Source organism: Paracoccus sp. C2R09 (genome assembly GCF_018860625.1).
In the GTDB taxonomy this organism is placed as follows: Bacteria; Pseudomonadota; Alphaproteobacteria; order Rhodobacterales; family Rhodobacteraceae; genus Paracoccus.
Map to the genome: position 1 here is coordinate 35,980 of NZ_JAHKQB010000001.1, position 14,839 is coordinate 50,818.

Below are 14,839 nucleotides of genomic sequence, written 5' to 3' on the forward strand. Positions count from 1 at the left end.
CCGGTATTCCATCGCCTTGCACCTGCCCCTGCAGGGTTTGGGGGAATAATCGGATCAGGAAAGGTTGACAGAAGATATAACGCTATATCACACTGGCGTCAGTTCGTGGCCGAGTCGCATCCTGCGCCGCCGCGAACCACGGCGCGCCCCGAGGGAGAAGGGTCGCCCCGTCGTCACAGGGGAAACGAGGGCCGCAGGCGCGGTTCCGATCAAGGGGAGGGAAGACCGATATGACCATGTCCACCAGGATCGCCGCCGCGGCATCCGCAATCACGATGATCGCCGCCATCCCGGCCAGCGCCGAGGTGCTGTTCTGGTCCACGCAGGCACGCCCCGCCGAAGAGGCACAAGCCATGCGCCAGGAGGTGCTGGGCGGCTTCGAACCCGGCGTCGATTACCAGCCGAACGAGGACGGCCCCTGGCTGACCCGCCTCCAGGCCGAGGACCAGGCCGGTTCCGGTTCGATCGGCGTGCTGGGCGCGCTGCATGGCAACTTCTCGGCCATCGATCCCGACAAGCTGGTCGATCTGGGCGACATGGGCATCACCGCGTCCAGCGAGACGTTCAACAGCCTGGCGAAACTGGGCACCGACACCGCGCAATACGTCCCCTGGATGCAGGCCAGCTATATCATGGCGGCCAGCAGGCAGGCGCTGGACTATCTGCCCGAGGGCGCCGATATCGACGCGCTGACCTATGACCAGCTGATCGAATGGTCCGCCAATGTCCACGAGGCCACGGGCGAACCCAAATTCGGCTTCCCTGCCGGTCCCAAGGGCCTCAAGCACCGCTTCTTCGAAGGGTATCTCTATCCCTCCTATACCGACGGGGTCGTGCGCACCTTCGCATCCCCCGAGGCCGTCACGGCATGGGAGAAGTTCTCGGAGCTGTGGGAGCATACGAACCCCGCCTCGACCAACTTCTCGTTCATGCAGGAACAGCTGCTGTCGGGCGATGCCTGGATCGTCTTCGACCATACCTCGCGCCTGGCGCAGGCCTTCAACGAACGCCCCGACGATTTCGTGGCCTTCCCGGCGCCCGCCGGTCCCGCGGGTCGCGGCTTCATGCCCGTGCTGGCGGGCATGGCCATCCCGGAAACCGCGCCCGACAAGGACGAGGCCCGCGCGCTGGTCGAATACATGATGACCCCCGAGGCGCAGATCGCGACCCTCAGGGCCACCTCGTTCTTCCCGGTCATCGATGTCGAACTGCCCGACGATTTGCCCCCGGCGGTCAAGGCGGCGGGCGATGCGGTCGCCAAGATGTCCGCGGCCGAGGATGCCAATCCCGGCCTGCTGCCGTCGGGTCTGGGCGACCGGGGCGGCGATTTCGACCGGGTGTTCAACGACACGTTCGAACGCATCATCCTGGCGGGTCAGCCCATCGAGGCCGTGCTGCAGGATCAGAAGACCGCGCTTCAGCGCGTGATGGAGGAGACGGGCGCACCCTGCTGGGCCCCCGACGCCCCGTCCGAAGGTGCATGCCCGGTCGAATGACCGCCCGCGCCTGATCCCGAAAGACGATACCGTCCGGGCGCATCCGCCGCCCGGACATCCCCCCGACAATCGCATTCGTATGGCATCTGCGCCGTGAAAGGAGCGGACGATGAACGCTCGGCTGTTACCCTATCTGCTGATCCTGCCGGTCACGCTGTTTCTGTGCGTGTTCTTCCTCTATCCGTTCATCCTGGTCGCACAGCAGGCCTTCTCGAACGGGGGCGAGGCATCGCTGCAGAACTTCCGCGACGTGATCGGCTACTGGAAATTCCCCATCTCGCTGCGGAACACCTTCCTTCTGGCGATCATCGTCGTGCCGATCCAGCTGGCGCTGTCGCTGCTGATGGCCACGATGGTCAGCAAGATGAAGAAGGGCCGCGACCTCGTGCTCTATGTCTGGACGATCCCGCTTGGGATCTCGGACCTGGCGGCGGGGATCATCTGGCTTGCCATCTTCGAGCAGTCGGGCTTTCTCAATTCCATGCTGGCAGGGGTGGGCGCGGTCGATGCGCCGGTGAATTTCCTGTCCTATCAGAACACCTTCATCGTGTTCCTGGCGATCATGCTGGCCGAGATCTGGCGCGCGACCGCGATCATGCTGGTCATCATCGTGGCGGGCATCGGCCTGATCCCCAAGGAATATTACGAGGCCGCCGAGGTCTTCGGCGCATCGCCCTGGAAACGCTTCGTCAAGATCACGCTGCCGCTTCTGCGCCCCTCGCTGCAGACCGCGCTGATCCTGCGCGTGGTCCTGGCATTCGAGGTCTTCGCGGTGGTGGCGGCCCTTGGCGGCACGCTGTTCCCGGTCCTGATGGGCGAGATCTACTCCTATCAGTTCGACCTGCAGAACGGCGGTAACGCGGCGGCGCTGGCGCTGATCGTGCTGGGCATCTCGCTGGCCTTCACCCTCATCATCCTGCGCGCCCTGCGTGTCCCGAAAGGAGCCACGATATGACCGCCGTCACCGATACCCGCAAGGCCGGGCGCTGGCTCTATGTCGCGTCGGTCGGGCTGCTCTGCGCCTGGGTGATCATCCCGCTGTATTTCCTGCTGATCAACACGCTGTCCTCGCCCGAGACGGTGAACAGCTTTCCCAAGCCGTTCATCCCGGAATTCGACCTCGGCTCGTTGCAGTTCTTTGCGGGCTTCCAGGGGATGCTCGTCGCGCTCAAGAACTCGGTCGTGGTGGCGGTCTTGACGATGATCATCTCGATCAGCATCGGGGCACCGGCGGGATACGCGCTGTCGCGCTTCGATTTTCGCGGCAAGGAGGTGTTCCGCCTGCTGATCCTGCTGACGCGCGCCTTCCCACTGCCGCTTCTGGCGCTGCCGCTGGCGGTGCTGTTCATCCGCACGGGGCTGGACGACACCGCCGTCGGGCTGGCGCTGGTCCATACGACGCTGGCCATTCCCTTCGCGGTGCTGATCACCTTCTCGCTGTTCTCGGGCATCCCGATCGAGCTGGAGGAAGCCGCCTGGACGCTTGGCTGCACGCGCTTCACCGCCTTCACCAAGGTCGTGCTGCCGCTGATCCTGCCGGGCATCGCGGCCTCGGCGATCTTCGCCTTCGTGATTTCCTGGAACGAGGTCTTCGCCGCCGCGGTGCTGACCATCGAGAACCGGACGTTGCCCGCCTTCCTGCTGCAGACGCTGGCGGAATCGCCGATGCACCTGAAATTCGCGGGTGGCTTCATCCTTGTCGTGCCGGCGCTGATCTTCATCTTCGCCGTGCGGAAATACCTGTTTGCCATGTGGGGCATCGCGAACCGCTGATCCGCGGTGTCGCCTCAAGGGAGGAAAGACTATGGCAGAGATCCAGATCAAGAACGTCGCCAAGAATTTCGGGGGCTATCAGGCGCTCCATGACATCGACCTGACGATTTCGGATCAGGAATTCATGGTGCTGCTGGGCGCGTCCGGCTGCGGCAAGACCACGCTTCTGCGCATCGTGGCGGGGCTGGAGACGGCCACCACCGGCGAGGTGTGGATCAACGGGCGGCGCGTGGACCACCTGCCGCCCAAGGAACGCGGCATCGCGATGGTGTTCCAGAACTATGCCGTCTTCCCGCATCTGACCGTGTTCGAGAATATCGGCTTCGGCCTGCGGATGCAGAAGATGCCCAATGACGAGGTCAAGCGCCGCGTCGAACGCTGCGCCAGCCTGATGCATATCGAACAGCTGCTCAAACGCTACTCGGGGGAATTGTCGGGCGGTCAGCGGCAACGCGTCGCCGTGGCGCGCGCCCTGGCGATGGAGCCGGACGTGATCCTGATGGACGAGCCGCTGTCGAACCTGGATGCGCTGCTGCGCCTGGAGATGCGCGCCGAGCTCAAGGGCGTCCTGGCCGACAGCAAGACCACCGCGATCTACGTGACCCACGACCAGGTCGAGGCGATGAGCTTGGCCGACCGCATCAGCGTCATGCACCAGGGCCGCATCGTCCAGGCCGCCAGCCCGATCGAGGTCTATCGCAACCCCGCCGCCGAATTCGTCGCGGGCTTCATCGGCAACCCGCCGATGAACTTCCTGCGGGCCGAGGCTGCGGGCGCGGGCAAATGGAGCGTCGCGGGCCAGACCGTCGACGGCCCCGCCGCAAGCGGCCCGCTGCAATACGCCATCCGCCCCGAGGATCTGCGCCTGTCCGACCAGGGCCTGCCCGCACGGGTCAAGCTGGTCGAACCCCTGGGCGCGCATCTGCAGGTCACCTGCGACGTGGACGGCACCGCCATCCGCGCCGTGCTGGACAGCGACCTGACGCTGAAGCCCGGCGATGCGATCCACCTGGCGCCCCAGCCGGACCGCGTCCGCTGGTTCGATCCGAACACCACCAAAGCCGTTCAATGAGGCGCGACATGTCCGACACCCGGATCCAGGATGCCTATGCCATCCTGAAGGAAAACGACCGCGGCACCTATACGGTGCCCACCAAGGGCCTCTATCCGTTCCAGTGGAACTGGGACAGCGCGCTGTCCGCGCTCGGCTTCGGGCATTTCGACGAGGATCGCGCCTGGACCGAGATCGACACCCTGTTCGCCCATCAATGGGATGACGGGATGGTCCCGCACATCATCTTCCATGTCGAGGATGACGGATATTTCCCCGGGCCCTCGGTCTGGCAGACGGGGCGCGATGTTCCGACCTCGGGGATCACGCAGCCGCCGGTGGCGGGCTTCGCGATCCGCAGGCTGTACGAACGGGCAGGGGACAAGGCGCAGGCCGCCGCCCGTGCCCGTCCGCTGCTGGCCAAGGTCGCGGCCTGGCACGACTGGTTCATGCGCTGCCGCGATCCGCAGGGCACGGGACTGGTCGCGATCACGCATCCATGGGAATCGGGCCGGGACAACTCGGTCGACTGGGACCGCGCGCTGGCCCGTGTGCCCACCGAAGGCGTCACCCCCTTCACCCGCCGCGACACGCAGCACGCCAATCCCGACCACCGTCCGACGCAGGCGCAATACGAGGCCTATATCGCGCTGGTCGAAGGGTTCCGCGCGCTGGACTGGGACAATTCCCGGCTGCATGACGCGTCGCCCTTCAAGGTCGTCGATCCGGGCTTCAACGCGATCCTGATCCGGTCGGCATCCGATCTTGCCTGGCTGGCCGAGGAGTTGGGTGAACCCGAGATCGCCGCCCGCCAGCGCCAGATCGCCAGGGCGGGCCTGGATGCCTTCGACAGCCTGTGGTCCGACGCGCATGGCCAGTATCTGTGCTTCGACCGCGTGTCTGGCAGTTCCGTGGACAGCCTGTCGGTCGGCGGTCTTCTGGCGGTCTTCGCACCCGTGCCGGATGCCCGCGCCCGCGCCATCGCGGCCCGCATCGCCGATCTGGGGGAACGCGCCCGCTACATGGTGCCCAGCCATGATCCCGATGCGCCCGAATACGATGGCAAGCGATACTGGCGCGGTCCGCTATGGCTGATCGTGAACTACATGATCGCGGACGGGCTGCGGGTCGCGGGTCAGGACGCGGTCGCCGACCGGATCGAACGCGACAGCCTGTCGCTGATCGACAGCGGCGGTTTCGCGGAATATTACGATCCCATCACCGGCGAGGCCTGCGGCGGTGGCCGCTTCACCTGGACCGCCGCCATGATCATCGAGTTCCTGACGAGGCAGAGCGAGGACGCATGAAGGCCCCACCGCGCGATTTCCTGACCGGGCTGTTCCATCGCGCGGTCGAGGTGGCCGATCCGATGGCCGTGCTGGCCGATCATCTGCCCGAACGGCCTGCGGGACGGCTGGTGGTGATCGGTGCGGGCAAGGCCAGCGCCCGCATGGCCGAGGCGGTCGAGGCCCATTACGGCCCCTGCGAGGGGCTGGTGATCACCCGCTACGGCTATGCCCGCCCCTGCAAGGGGATCGAGATCGTCGAGGCCGCGCATCCCGTGCCGGACGCCGCAGGAGAGGTCGCGACCGCGCGGCTTCTGGAACTGGTCGCGGGGCTTGGTCCCGACGATCAGGTGATCGCGCTGATCTCGGGCGGGGGGTCCGCGCTGCTGGTCGCTCCGACCCAAGGCGTGACCCTGGACGACAAGATGGCTGTCAACCGCGCGCTGCTGGCATCGGGGGCGCCCATCGGGCAGATGAACGTCGTCCGCAAGCATCTGAGCCGCGTGAAGGGCGGTCAGCTGGCCGCGGCCTGCGCACCGGCGCGGCTTCTGAGCCTGCTGATATCGGATGTTCCGGGCGATGATCCGGGCCAGATCGCGTCCGGCCCCACCGTGGGCGACAGCAGCACGGCAGCCGATGCGCGCGCGATCGTGCAACGCCACGGGCTGGACCTGCCGCAATCGGTGCGCGACGCGCTGGACCGCCCGACCGGCGTCGTGGCCCCGGACGATCCGCGCCTTGCCGATGCGCAGACCCGCATCGTCGCCGCGCCCTCGGCCTCGTTGCAGGCGGCGGCAGAAATCGCGCGCGAGGCGGGACTGGATGTGCGCATCCTGGGCGATGCGCTGGAGGGCGAGGCCCGCGACCTTGCGGCGGAACATGTCCGCATGGCGAAGTCGCTGCAGGGGGACGCCCCGATCCTGCTGCTGTCGGGCGGCGAATGCACCGTCACGCGTCGCGGCGACGGGGTGGGCGGTCCGAATGCCGAATACGTCCTTGCCGCGGCGCTGGAACTGGACGGTGCCGAGGGCATCCACGTCCTGGCCTGCGACACCGACGGCGTGGACGGCGCGGCCGAGGTCGCGGGCGCATATGCCGGTCCCGACACGCCGCGCCTTGCGCGGGATGCCGCCCGCGACATGCGTGCCGCACTGGATGCGAACGATGCGCATGGGTTCTTCGGGGCGATCGGCGGGCAGGTCGTCACCGGCCCGACGCTGACCAATGTCAACGATTTCAGGGCGATCCTGATCCTGCCCCGCGCCTAACCGCGCGACGCGCTGAGCCCGCCGCCCTTCAGCCGCCGCAGCGACAGATCCAGCTTGGCCTCGGCCTCGCGGATCTCGCGCAGGGCCTTGCGCAGATATTGCAGATGGTCATGCGCGGCATCGCGTGCCGCATCGGCATCGCCCGCCACGATGGCCGCGGCGATGGCCATGTGCTGATCGCGCAGGATGTCGCGGACCTGCGGTATGGTGAACAACCGCTGGCGGTTCTGCAGCACGTCCGAGCGCAGGCTGCCCGACAGCGCCCGCATGATCTGCAGCAGCACCAGGTTGTGGCTGGCCTCGTAGACGGCGACATGCAGGTCCGCATCCGCCTGCGCCTCGGCATCCGGTTCGTTCCGGGCATGGGCGGCCTCGATGGCCTCGATGCAGTCGCGCAGGCGCTGGCGGTCGATATCGGTGGCCCGGTTCGCGGCCATGGCGGCGGCCTCGCTTTCGACCACCTCGCGGAATTCCAGGTAATCGTCGGCGACCTCGGCGCGTGTCAGCATCTCCATCAGCGGATCGCGCAGTGCCCCGCCCAGCTGCGCGACCTCGACCCCGCGTGCGCGACGGGTCAGCAGCCCCCGATCCGTCAGCATCCGCAGCGCATCGCGCAGGGTGGGGCGCGACACGCCCAGCCGTTCGGCCAGATCGCGTTCGGGCGCAAGCTGTTCGCCCGGCGTCAGCGTCCCTTCCAGGATCAGCTGCTCGATATGCTGCGCGGTCTGCGCTGCCGCCTTCGGGGGGCGGCTGGGCGAGTGGTCGTCCATGGGTCACCGGTCCGTTTCCGCCGGAAGGATAGCTTACCTTGTGTCACGCCCGCAACGTCATCACGGCAAGCTTGACTCGCATGGTAAAGTAATCTTACCAAAGGGAACGTCCGGTCTGGGAGGTCCGGGCGTTCGGCATGCGGGCCGTCCGGGGGGTCGGTCCGCGCCATTCACGAGGGGGAGGGGGAGTTCCCGATGTCCAATGGATTGCTGGCGCTGCTGGCGTTTCTGCCGATCATCACGGCGGGGGTGATGCTGATCGGGTTCCGCGTGCCCGCCAAATACGTGATGCCGCTGACCTATGCGATCGCGGTGATCGTCGCGGTCGCGGCCTGGGGGGTCAGCGCGAACCGCATCGTCGCATCGACCTTGCAGGGCCTGCTGCAAAGCGCGGGCCTGCTGTGGATCATCTTCGGGGCGCTGCTGCTGCTGAACACGCTGAAGCATTCGGGCGGCATCGCGACGATCCGCGCGGGCTTTACCGCGATCAGCCCGGATCGGCGCGTGCAGGTGATCCTGATCGCCTGGCTGTTCGGATCGTTCATCGAAGGGGCGTCGGGCTTCGGCACGCCCGCCGCGGTCGCCGCGCCGCTGATGGTGGCGGTGGGCTTTCCGGCCATGGCGGCGGTGGTCTTCGGGATGATGATCCAGTCGACGCCGGTCTCCTTCGGCGCGGTCGGCACGCCGCTGATCGTAGGCGTTCAGACGGGTTTGGACCAGGCGACCATCACGGGCGATCTGACCGCCGCGGGGTCGGACTGGGCGTCCTTCTTCCACGTCATCACGTCCGAGGTGGCGATCCTGCACGCGATCTGCGGCACGCTGCTGCCGCTGTTCCTGGTCATGGTCATGACCCGCTTCTTCGGCCGCGACCGGTCCTGGTCCGAGGGGCTGTCCATCGCGCCCTTCGCCATCATGGCGGCCTTCGCGATGACCGTGCCATACGTGTTGGCGGCAGTGTTCCTGGGGGCCGAATTCCCGTCCCTGATCGGCGGCCTGGTGGGGCTTGCGATCATGACGACGGCGGCCAGGCGCGGGTTCCTGGTGCCGAACGTGCCCTGGGACTTTCCGCCGGTGTCGGAATGGTCGCGCGAATGGTTCGGCGCGGTCGAGGTCAAGCTCGACAGCCTTGCGCGGCGGCAGATCCCGCTGGCGCTCGCCTGGGCACCCTATGTGATCCTGGCGGTGGTGCTGGTCCTCAGCCGGACGGTTGCGCCCTTCGGCGACCTGCTGAAATCGGCCAACATCGTCTTTCGCGGCATGATGGGCGAGGAAGGCATCAACGGCGATTTCTCGGCGCTCTATTCGCCGGGCGGGATCCTGGTGATGGTCTGCCTGCTGACGGTCGCGATGCACCGCATGTCGTTCCGCGGCTTCCGCGAGGCGGTGGGCGAAAGCACCGGCACGCTTCTGGGCGCGGGCTTCGTGCTGATCTTCACCGTGCCGATGGTGCGGGTGATGATCAATTCGGGCGTGAACGCGAACGACCTGCAAAGCATGCCGGTCGTGGTGGCGGAATGGGTCTCGGCACAGGTGGGGGCGGTCTATCCGTTCTTCGCGCCGGCGGTTGGCGGCCTCGGCGCGTTCCTTGCCGGGTCGAACACGGTCAGCAACCTGATGCTCAGCCAGTTCCAGTTCTCGGTCGCCGAGGGGCTGGGGATCAGCTCGGCGCTGATGGTCGCGGGCCAGTCGGTGGGCGCTGCCGCGGGCAACATGATCGCCATCCACAACGTCGTCGCCGCATCCGCCACCGTGGGCCTTCTGGGCCGCGAGGGCGCGACGCTGCGCATCACCATCCTGCCGACGATCTACTACCTGTCGCTGACGGGGCTGATGCTGTGCATCGGCTTCTACGTGCTGGGTATCGGCGATCCGCTGATGGGCGGCTAGGATAACGGGGCGGGGCGCCGCGGTGCCCCGCCCGCAACCAAGCAAGGGAGAGGTCGGATGTCCTCGATTTCGATGCCCCGGCCGGATGCGGCGATCATCGCGAAGAAGGACCGCATCGTCGCGGACCTGACCCGTGCGCTGCCCGCCGATACCGTCATCTCGGACCCCGAGGAGACGCTGGCCTATGAATGCGACGCGCTGACGGCCTATCGCTGTCCGCCGCTGGCCGTGGTCCTGCCACGCACGACCGAGGAACTGGCCACTGCCATGCGCATCTGCCACGATCACCGCGTGCCGGTCATCCCGCGGGGCGCGGGCACATCGCTGGCAGGTGGCGCGCTGCCCACCGCCGACAGCGTCGTCATCGGTACGATGCGCCTGAACGACGTGCTGGAGATCGACACCGCCAACCGCTTCATCCGCGTGCAGACGGGTGTCACCAACCTGTCCGTCAGCGCCGAGCTGGAGCCTGCGGGCTTCTTCTATGCCCCCGATCCCTCGTCCCAGCTGGCCTGCACCATCGCGGGCAATATCGGGATGAATTCGGGCGGGGCGCATTGCCTGAAATACGGCGTCACCACGAACAACCTGATGGGGGTGCGCATGGTCCTGGCCGATGGCCGCATCGTCGAACTGGGCGGCCCGCAGCCGGGGGGGCCGGGGCTGGACATGCTGGGCCTGATCTGCGGATCGGAAGGCCAGCTGGCCATCGTGACCGAGGCGACCCTGCGCATCCTGCCGCGCCCCCAAGGCGCGCGCCCCATGCTGATCGGCTTTGCCAGCCCGGAAATCGCGGGCGAATGCGTGGCCCGCATCATCCGTTCGGGCGTGCTGCCTGTCGCCATCGAATACATGGACGAGGTCTGCCTGCGCGCGGTCGAGGATTTCGCCAAGGCGGGCTATCCGCAATGCCCCGCCGTGCTGATCGTCGAGGTCGAGGGTTCCGAGGACGAGATCGCCGACCAGATCGCCCGCATCCGCGCCATCGCGGATCAGCTGGACCCGGTCGAGTTCCGCACCAGCCGCAATGCCGACGAATCCGCCGCCATCTGGAAGGGCCGCAAGTCGGCCTTCGGCGCGATGGGGCGGCTGGGCGATTACCTGTGTCTGGACGGAACGGTGCCGGTGTCGCAGTTGCCGCACACACTCAAGCGCATCGGAGAATTGTCGGTCGAACACGGATTGGAGGTTGCGAACGTCTTTCACGCGGGCGACGGGAACATGCACCCGCTGATCCTGTTCGACGCCAACACGCCGGGCGACCTGGAACGGGCCGAGGCCTTCGGCCGCGACATCCTTGCGCTGTGTGTCGAGGTGGGTGGCTGCCTGACCGGCGAACATGGCGTGGGCATCGAGAAGCGGGATCTGATGTCCCGCCAATACGATCCGCAGGACATGGCCATCCAGATGGAGATCAAGGACGCCTTCGACCCCGGCTGGCTGCTGAACCCGGCCAAGGTCTTTCCGCTGGAGGTTAGCCAGCCTCATCGCGACCGCGCGGCGGCCCGCGCATGACGCCCGTGCTGACCCCCGCATCCGAGGCCGAGCTGTCCGAGATCCTGACCGGCCGCACCACCCCCCTGCGCATCAACGGGGGCGGCACCCGCCTGCGCCCCGACGGGCCGGGCGACGCGCTGACCACATCGGCCATCAGCGGCGTCGTGACCTATGAACCGGGCGAGCTGACCCTGATCGCCCGCGCGGGCACCCCGGTCCAGCAGATCGAGACCATGCTGGCCGCCGAAGGACAGGCCCTCTCGTTCGAGCCGATGGACCATCGCCGCCTGACGGGCCTGTCGGGCGATCCCACCATTGGCGGCATCGTCGCGGCCAACGTGTCCGGTCCGCGCCGCATCCTTGCGGGGGCCTGCCGCGATCACCTGCTGGGGGTGCGCTTCGTGGACGGGCAGGGGCGCATCCTCAAGAATGGCGGGCGGGTGATGAAGAACGTCACCGGCATGGATCTGGGCAAGCTGCTGGCCGGGTCGCACGGCACCCTGGGCATCCTGACCGAGGTCGCGCTGAAGGTCCTGCCCATGGCCGAAAGCAGCCGCACGCTGGTCATCGGGGGCATCGACGCCACCCGCGCCGTGCAGGATTTCGCCACCGCGCTGTCCACCCCGTTCGAGGTGTCGGGCGCGGCCTTCCATGACGGCACTGCATGGCTGCGGATCGAGGGGCTGACCGCGCAGGTCGCCTATCGCACCGACCGGCTGACCGCGCTGCTGGGCCGCGACCGCGTCGAGATCATCGAGGATGAGGACAGCCGCAGCCTGTGGCGCGACCTGCGCGACGTGGCACATTTGACGGGCGACGATCCGGTCTGGCGCATCCTGTGCAAACCCTCGGAGGGGCCGGCCATCGCGGACCGGCTGGGCGGGCAGTGCGCGCTCGACTGGGGCGGGGCGGCGGTCTGGTATTCGGGGCCGAAGGATGCCGCGACGGTGCGCGCGGCAGGCGGACATGCCATGCTGGTCCGCGGGCAGGGCGCGGTCTTCCCGCCCGAGGCGCCCGTGGTGGCCGAACTGTCGCAAAGGCTGCGGCGCACCTTCGATCCGGCCAACATCCTCAATCCCGGCCTGATGGGGGACTGACATGCAGACGAATTTCACGCCCGACCAGCTGGCCGATCCCGCCACCGCACGCTCGAACGAGATCCTGCGGTCCTGCGTCCATTGCGGTTTCTGCACGGCGACCTGCCCGACCTACAAGGTGCTGGGCGACGAACTGGACAGCCCGCGCGGCCGGATCTACCTGATCAAGGACATGCTGGAGAACGGGCGCGTCCCGGACGAGAAGACGGTCAAGCACGTGGACCGCTGCCTCAGCTGTCTCAGCTGCATGACGACCTGCCCGTCGGGGGTCCATTACATGCACCTGGTCGATCATGCCCGCGAATATATCGAGGAGAACTATCGCCGCCCCTTCGGCGACCGTGCGCTGCGCTGGCTGCTGGCGGTGATCCTGCCCTATCCGGGACGCTTTCGCCTGGCGCTGATGGGCGCACGGCTGGCGCGGCCCTTCGCGCGCCTGATGCCCGATGCGCGGCTGCGGGCCATGCTGGACATGGCCCCGGCCCGTATTCCCGCGCCCAGCCCGAACGACCGCCCCCAGAGCTTTGCGGCGGCGCCCGCGCGGACACTGCGGGTGGCCCTGCTGACAGGCTGCGCGCAGCGGGTGCTGAGCACCGACATCAACGATGCGACCATCCGTCTGCTGCAGCGCCACGGCTGCGAGGTGGTGATCCCCCGGGGCATCGGCTGCTGTGGTGCGCTGACCCATCACATGGGCAAGACCGACCAGAGCCATGCGATGGCCGCCGCCAATATCCGCGCCATCGCCGCGGAAATGGACGGCGATGGGCTGGACGCCGTCGTCATCAACACCTCGGGTTGCGGGACGACGGTCAAGGATTACGGGCACATGTTCCGCAACGACCCGCTGGCAGGCGATGCGGCCCGCGTCGCCGCCATCGCGCGCGACATATCCGAGGTCATGTCGGATATCGGCCTGCGGGACGCGACACATGCCGATCCCATGCGCGTCGCCTATCACGCGGCCTGTTCGTTGCAGCACGGTCAGCAGGTCAGGTCCGCGCCCAAGGATCTGCTGCGGGCGGCGGGCTTCGATGTGGTCGAGCCGCGCGACGCCCATATCTGCTGCGGATCGGCAGGCACCTACAACCTGATGCAGCCCGCGATTTCGGGTCAACTGAAGACGCGCAAGGTTGCAACGCTGCAGGAAACCGCCCCCGATGTCATCGGCGCGGGGAATATCGGATGCATGATGCAGATCGGCACCGGCACGGGGATCCCCGTGGTCCACACGGTGGAACTGCTGGACTGGGCCACGGGCGGACCCCGCCCCGCCGCACTGAGCGATACGAACACCACAAGGAGAACCGCATGAAGACCGTCACCCGCTTGGACCTGAACGATGCACGCGCGCTGATCGCAGGCGCCGCCGCCCATGCCGAGAAGATCGGCGTGCCCATGTGCATCGCCATCACCGATGACAGCGGTCACCTGATCGCCTTCGAACGGATGGAGGGGGGCAAGATCACCTCGGGCATCATCGCGATCGACAAGTCCTTCACCGCCTCGGCGGGCAAGAAGGCCACGCATGACATCGGCACCGCATGTCAGCCGGGGGCCGCGGCATATGGCATCAACACCTCGATCGGGGGGCGGTTGATGGTGGTGGGCGGCGGCCTGCCGGTGATGCATGACGGGCAGGTCGTGGGCGGGATCGGCGTGTCCTCGGGGACGCCCGCGCAGGACCGCGAGGTCGCGCAGGCCGGGATCGACGCATGGGCCGCATGGGCCTGATCGCAGGGTCCGCGGGCATCCGCATCTGCCCCATCGGGCAATGCGGATGCCCCGGTCCGCGCGTCGCCATGTCCCGGATTTCGACGATCCGCTGACCCAACGGAAACCAAATGCGCGGTTGGGACGGCGTTTCCGGCCCATGCCCTAGGAAGGGGGTGTGCCCGACGAATCGGGCGTGGAAATAAGAAGGACATGAAGATGTCGAAAAAGACCTTTGCCGTATTCGCGATCATGCTGCTGGGCGCCGCAGGTGCCGCCACCGCCGACGAGGCCCGCCGCGGCGATCGCGCCCCCGATCCGGCGCAGGTGATGCAGCATCTGGACACCAATGGCGACAAGCGCATCAGCAAGAAGGAATTCACCGACGGCGCGCCCAAGCAGCGCGAAACGTCGCAGCGTGGCGAGCGTTCTCAGCGTCCGGCGAATGCCGACGATCGCGAGCGCCCCAAGCCGGAAGACATGTTCAAGGCGATGGACCGCAACAATGACGGCTTCCTGAGCCTGCAGGAACTGTCGCAGCGTCCGCCGCGCCCCGCGAACTGAGCCCCGGCGGCCCGTCACGGTCGCCATCAACAAGGAAAGCCCGGCCCGCAGATGCGCGGCCGGGCTTTTCGGTCATCCCCGTGGGGCCGGGATCAGGCCTTCAGCGCAGCCTCGCGGGCGATGCGGTGGAAGTCGGCGCGGCTCAGGTTCAGGTCCAGCAGTTCACGGTCGCAGATGCTGTTCAGCTCGGCCATGGTGGTGCGATAGGACGCGGTCTGGCGGCGCCAGGTCGAAAAACGGTCCCACAGGCGGCGGGGCAGGGTGAAGCTGCTGGCGGGAACGGCGGTCTGGTACATGCTCATCATCATTTCCTCTGTTTCGGCGGGGTGGTCGGTCGCCGATGTCTTGTGACAGGGGATATATGGGCGATGTGCATCCGGACAACGCACATGAACGAATAGCGGCCTTCGCGTCAGTGCATGGGCCCGCGCGCC

Annotated in this window: 14 protein-coding genes; 12 read left to right on the forward strand and 2 right to left on the reverse strand. The window is 67.4% G+C overall.

What is annotated here, in order from left to right; all coding sequences use genetic code 11:
• Positions 1 to 230 precede the first annotated feature (230 nt).
• From KO490_RS00160 to KO490_RS00185, 6 genes are all read left to right on the forward strand, one after another.
• The gene (locus KO490_RS00160; RefSeq protein WP_216017375.1) at positions 231 to 1,496 is read left to right on the forward strand and encodes an ABC transporter substrate-binding protein; all 1,266 of its coding nucleotides are present in this window, start codon (positions 231 to 233) and stop codon (positions 1,494 to 1,496) included.
• A gap of 109 nt (positions 1,497 to 1,605) precedes the next feature.
• The gene (locus KO490_RS00165) at positions 1,606 to 2,451 is read left to right on the forward strand and encodes a carbohydrate ABC transporter permease (RefSeq protein WP_216017376.1); all 846 of its coding nucleotides are present in this window, start codon (positions 1,606 to 1,608) and stop codon (positions 2,449 to 2,451) included.
• The gene (locus KO490_RS00170; RefSeq protein ID WP_216017377.1) at positions 2,448 to 3,269 is read left to right on the forward strand and encodes a carbohydrate ABC transporter permease; all 822 of its coding nucleotides are present in this window, start codon (positions 2,448 to 2,450) and stop codon (positions 3,267 to 3,269) included. Before KO490_RS00165 ends, KO490_RS00170 begins: the two co-directional genes overlap by 4 nt.
• 31 nt (positions 3,270 to 3,300) lie before the next feature.
• Positions 3,301 to 4,341, forward strand: a complete 1,041-nt coding sequence (locus KO490_RS00175) for an ABC transporter ATP-binding protein (RefSeq protein ID WP_216017378.1) — start codon at positions 3,301 to 3,303, stop codon at positions 4,339 to 4,341.
• 8 nt (positions 4,342 to 4,349) lie between these two features.
• Positions 4,350 to 5,627: a trehalase family glycosidase gene (locus tag KO490_RS00180; RefSeq protein WP_216017379.1), complete on the forward strand. Its 1,278-nt coding sequence runs from the start codon at positions 4,350 to 4,352 to the stop codon at positions 5,625 to 5,627.
• Complete coding sequence (locus KO490_RS00185) at positions 5,624 to 6,874, forward strand: glycerate kinase (RefSeq protein WP_216017380.1); 1,251 nt, start codon at positions 5,624 to 5,626, stop codon at positions 6,872 to 6,874. Before KO490_RS00180 ends, KO490_RS00185 begins: the two co-directional genes overlap by 4 nt.
• Here the strand turns inward: KO490_RS00185 and KO490_RS00190 are convergent.
• The gene (locus KO490_RS00190) at positions 6,871 to 7,644 is read right to left on the reverse strand and encodes an FCD domain-containing protein (RefSeq protein ID WP_216017381.1); all 774 of its coding nucleotides are present in this window, start codon (positions 7,642 to 7,644) and stop codon (positions 6,871 to 6,873) included. The genes KO490_RS00185 and KO490_RS00190 overlap by 4 nt on opposite strands.
• A gap of 195 nt (positions 7,645 to 7,839) precedes the next feature.
• Between KO490_RS00190 and KO490_RS00195 the strand changes: the two genes are divergently transcribed.
• The 6 genes from KO490_RS00195 (at position 7,840) to KO490_RS00220 (ending at position 14,405) form a co-directional block, all read left to right on the forward strand.
• Positions 7,840 to 9,534 (forward strand): L-lactate permease, encoded by a 1,695-nt coding sequence (locus KO490_RS00195; protein WP_216017382.1) that lies wholly within the window; start codon positions 7,840 to 7,842, stop codon positions 9,532 to 9,534.
• A gap of 57 nt (positions 9,535 to 9,591) precedes the next feature.
• Positions 9,592 to 11,049, forward strand: a complete 1,458-nt coding sequence (locus KO490_RS00200; protein WP_252726913.1) for an FAD-binding oxidoreductase — start codon at positions 9,592 to 9,594, stop codon at positions 11,047 to 11,049.
• Positions 11,046 to 12,128, forward strand: a complete 1,083-nt coding sequence (locus tag KO490_RS00205) for an FAD-binding protein (RefSeq protein ID WP_252726914.1) — start codon at positions 11,046 to 11,048, stop codon at positions 12,126 to 12,128. The genes KO490_RS00200 and KO490_RS00205 overlap by 4 nt, the downstream gene beginning before the upstream one ends.
• A gap of 1 nt (position 12,129) precedes the next feature.
• Positions 12,130 to 13,443 (forward strand): glycolate oxidase subunit GlcF, encoded by a 1,314-nt coding sequence (glcF, locus tag KO490_RS00210; RefSeq protein WP_216017383.1) that lies wholly within the window; start codon positions 12,130 to 12,132, stop codon positions 13,441 to 13,443.
• On the forward strand, positions 13,440 to 13,862 hold the full coding sequence (locus tag KO490_RS00215) for a heme-binding protein (RefSeq protein WP_216017384.1): 423 nt from the start codon (positions 13,440 to 13,442) through the stop codon (positions 13,860 to 13,862). The genes glcF and KO490_RS00215 overlap by 4 nt, the downstream gene beginning before the upstream one ends.
• 198 nt (positions 13,863 to 14,060) lie before the next feature.
• Positions 14,061 to 14,405 carry a hypothetical protein gene (locus tag KO490_RS00220; protein ID WP_216017385.1) on the forward strand — a complete coding sequence of 115 codons (345 nt, stop codon included), beginning with the start codon at positions 14,061 to 14,063 and terminating at the stop codon, positions 14,403 to 14,405.
• Between the two features lie 92 nt (positions 14,406 to 14,497).
• Here the strand turns inward: KO490_RS00220 and KO490_RS00225 are convergent, their stop codons facing one another.
• Positions 14,498 to 14,707: a hypothetical protein gene (locus tag KO490_RS00225; protein ID WP_216017386.1), complete on the reverse strand. Its 210-nt coding sequence runs from the start codon at positions 14,705 to 14,707 to the stop codon at positions 14,498 to 14,500.
• Between the last annotated feature and the right edge of the window lie 132 nt (positions 14,708 to 14,839).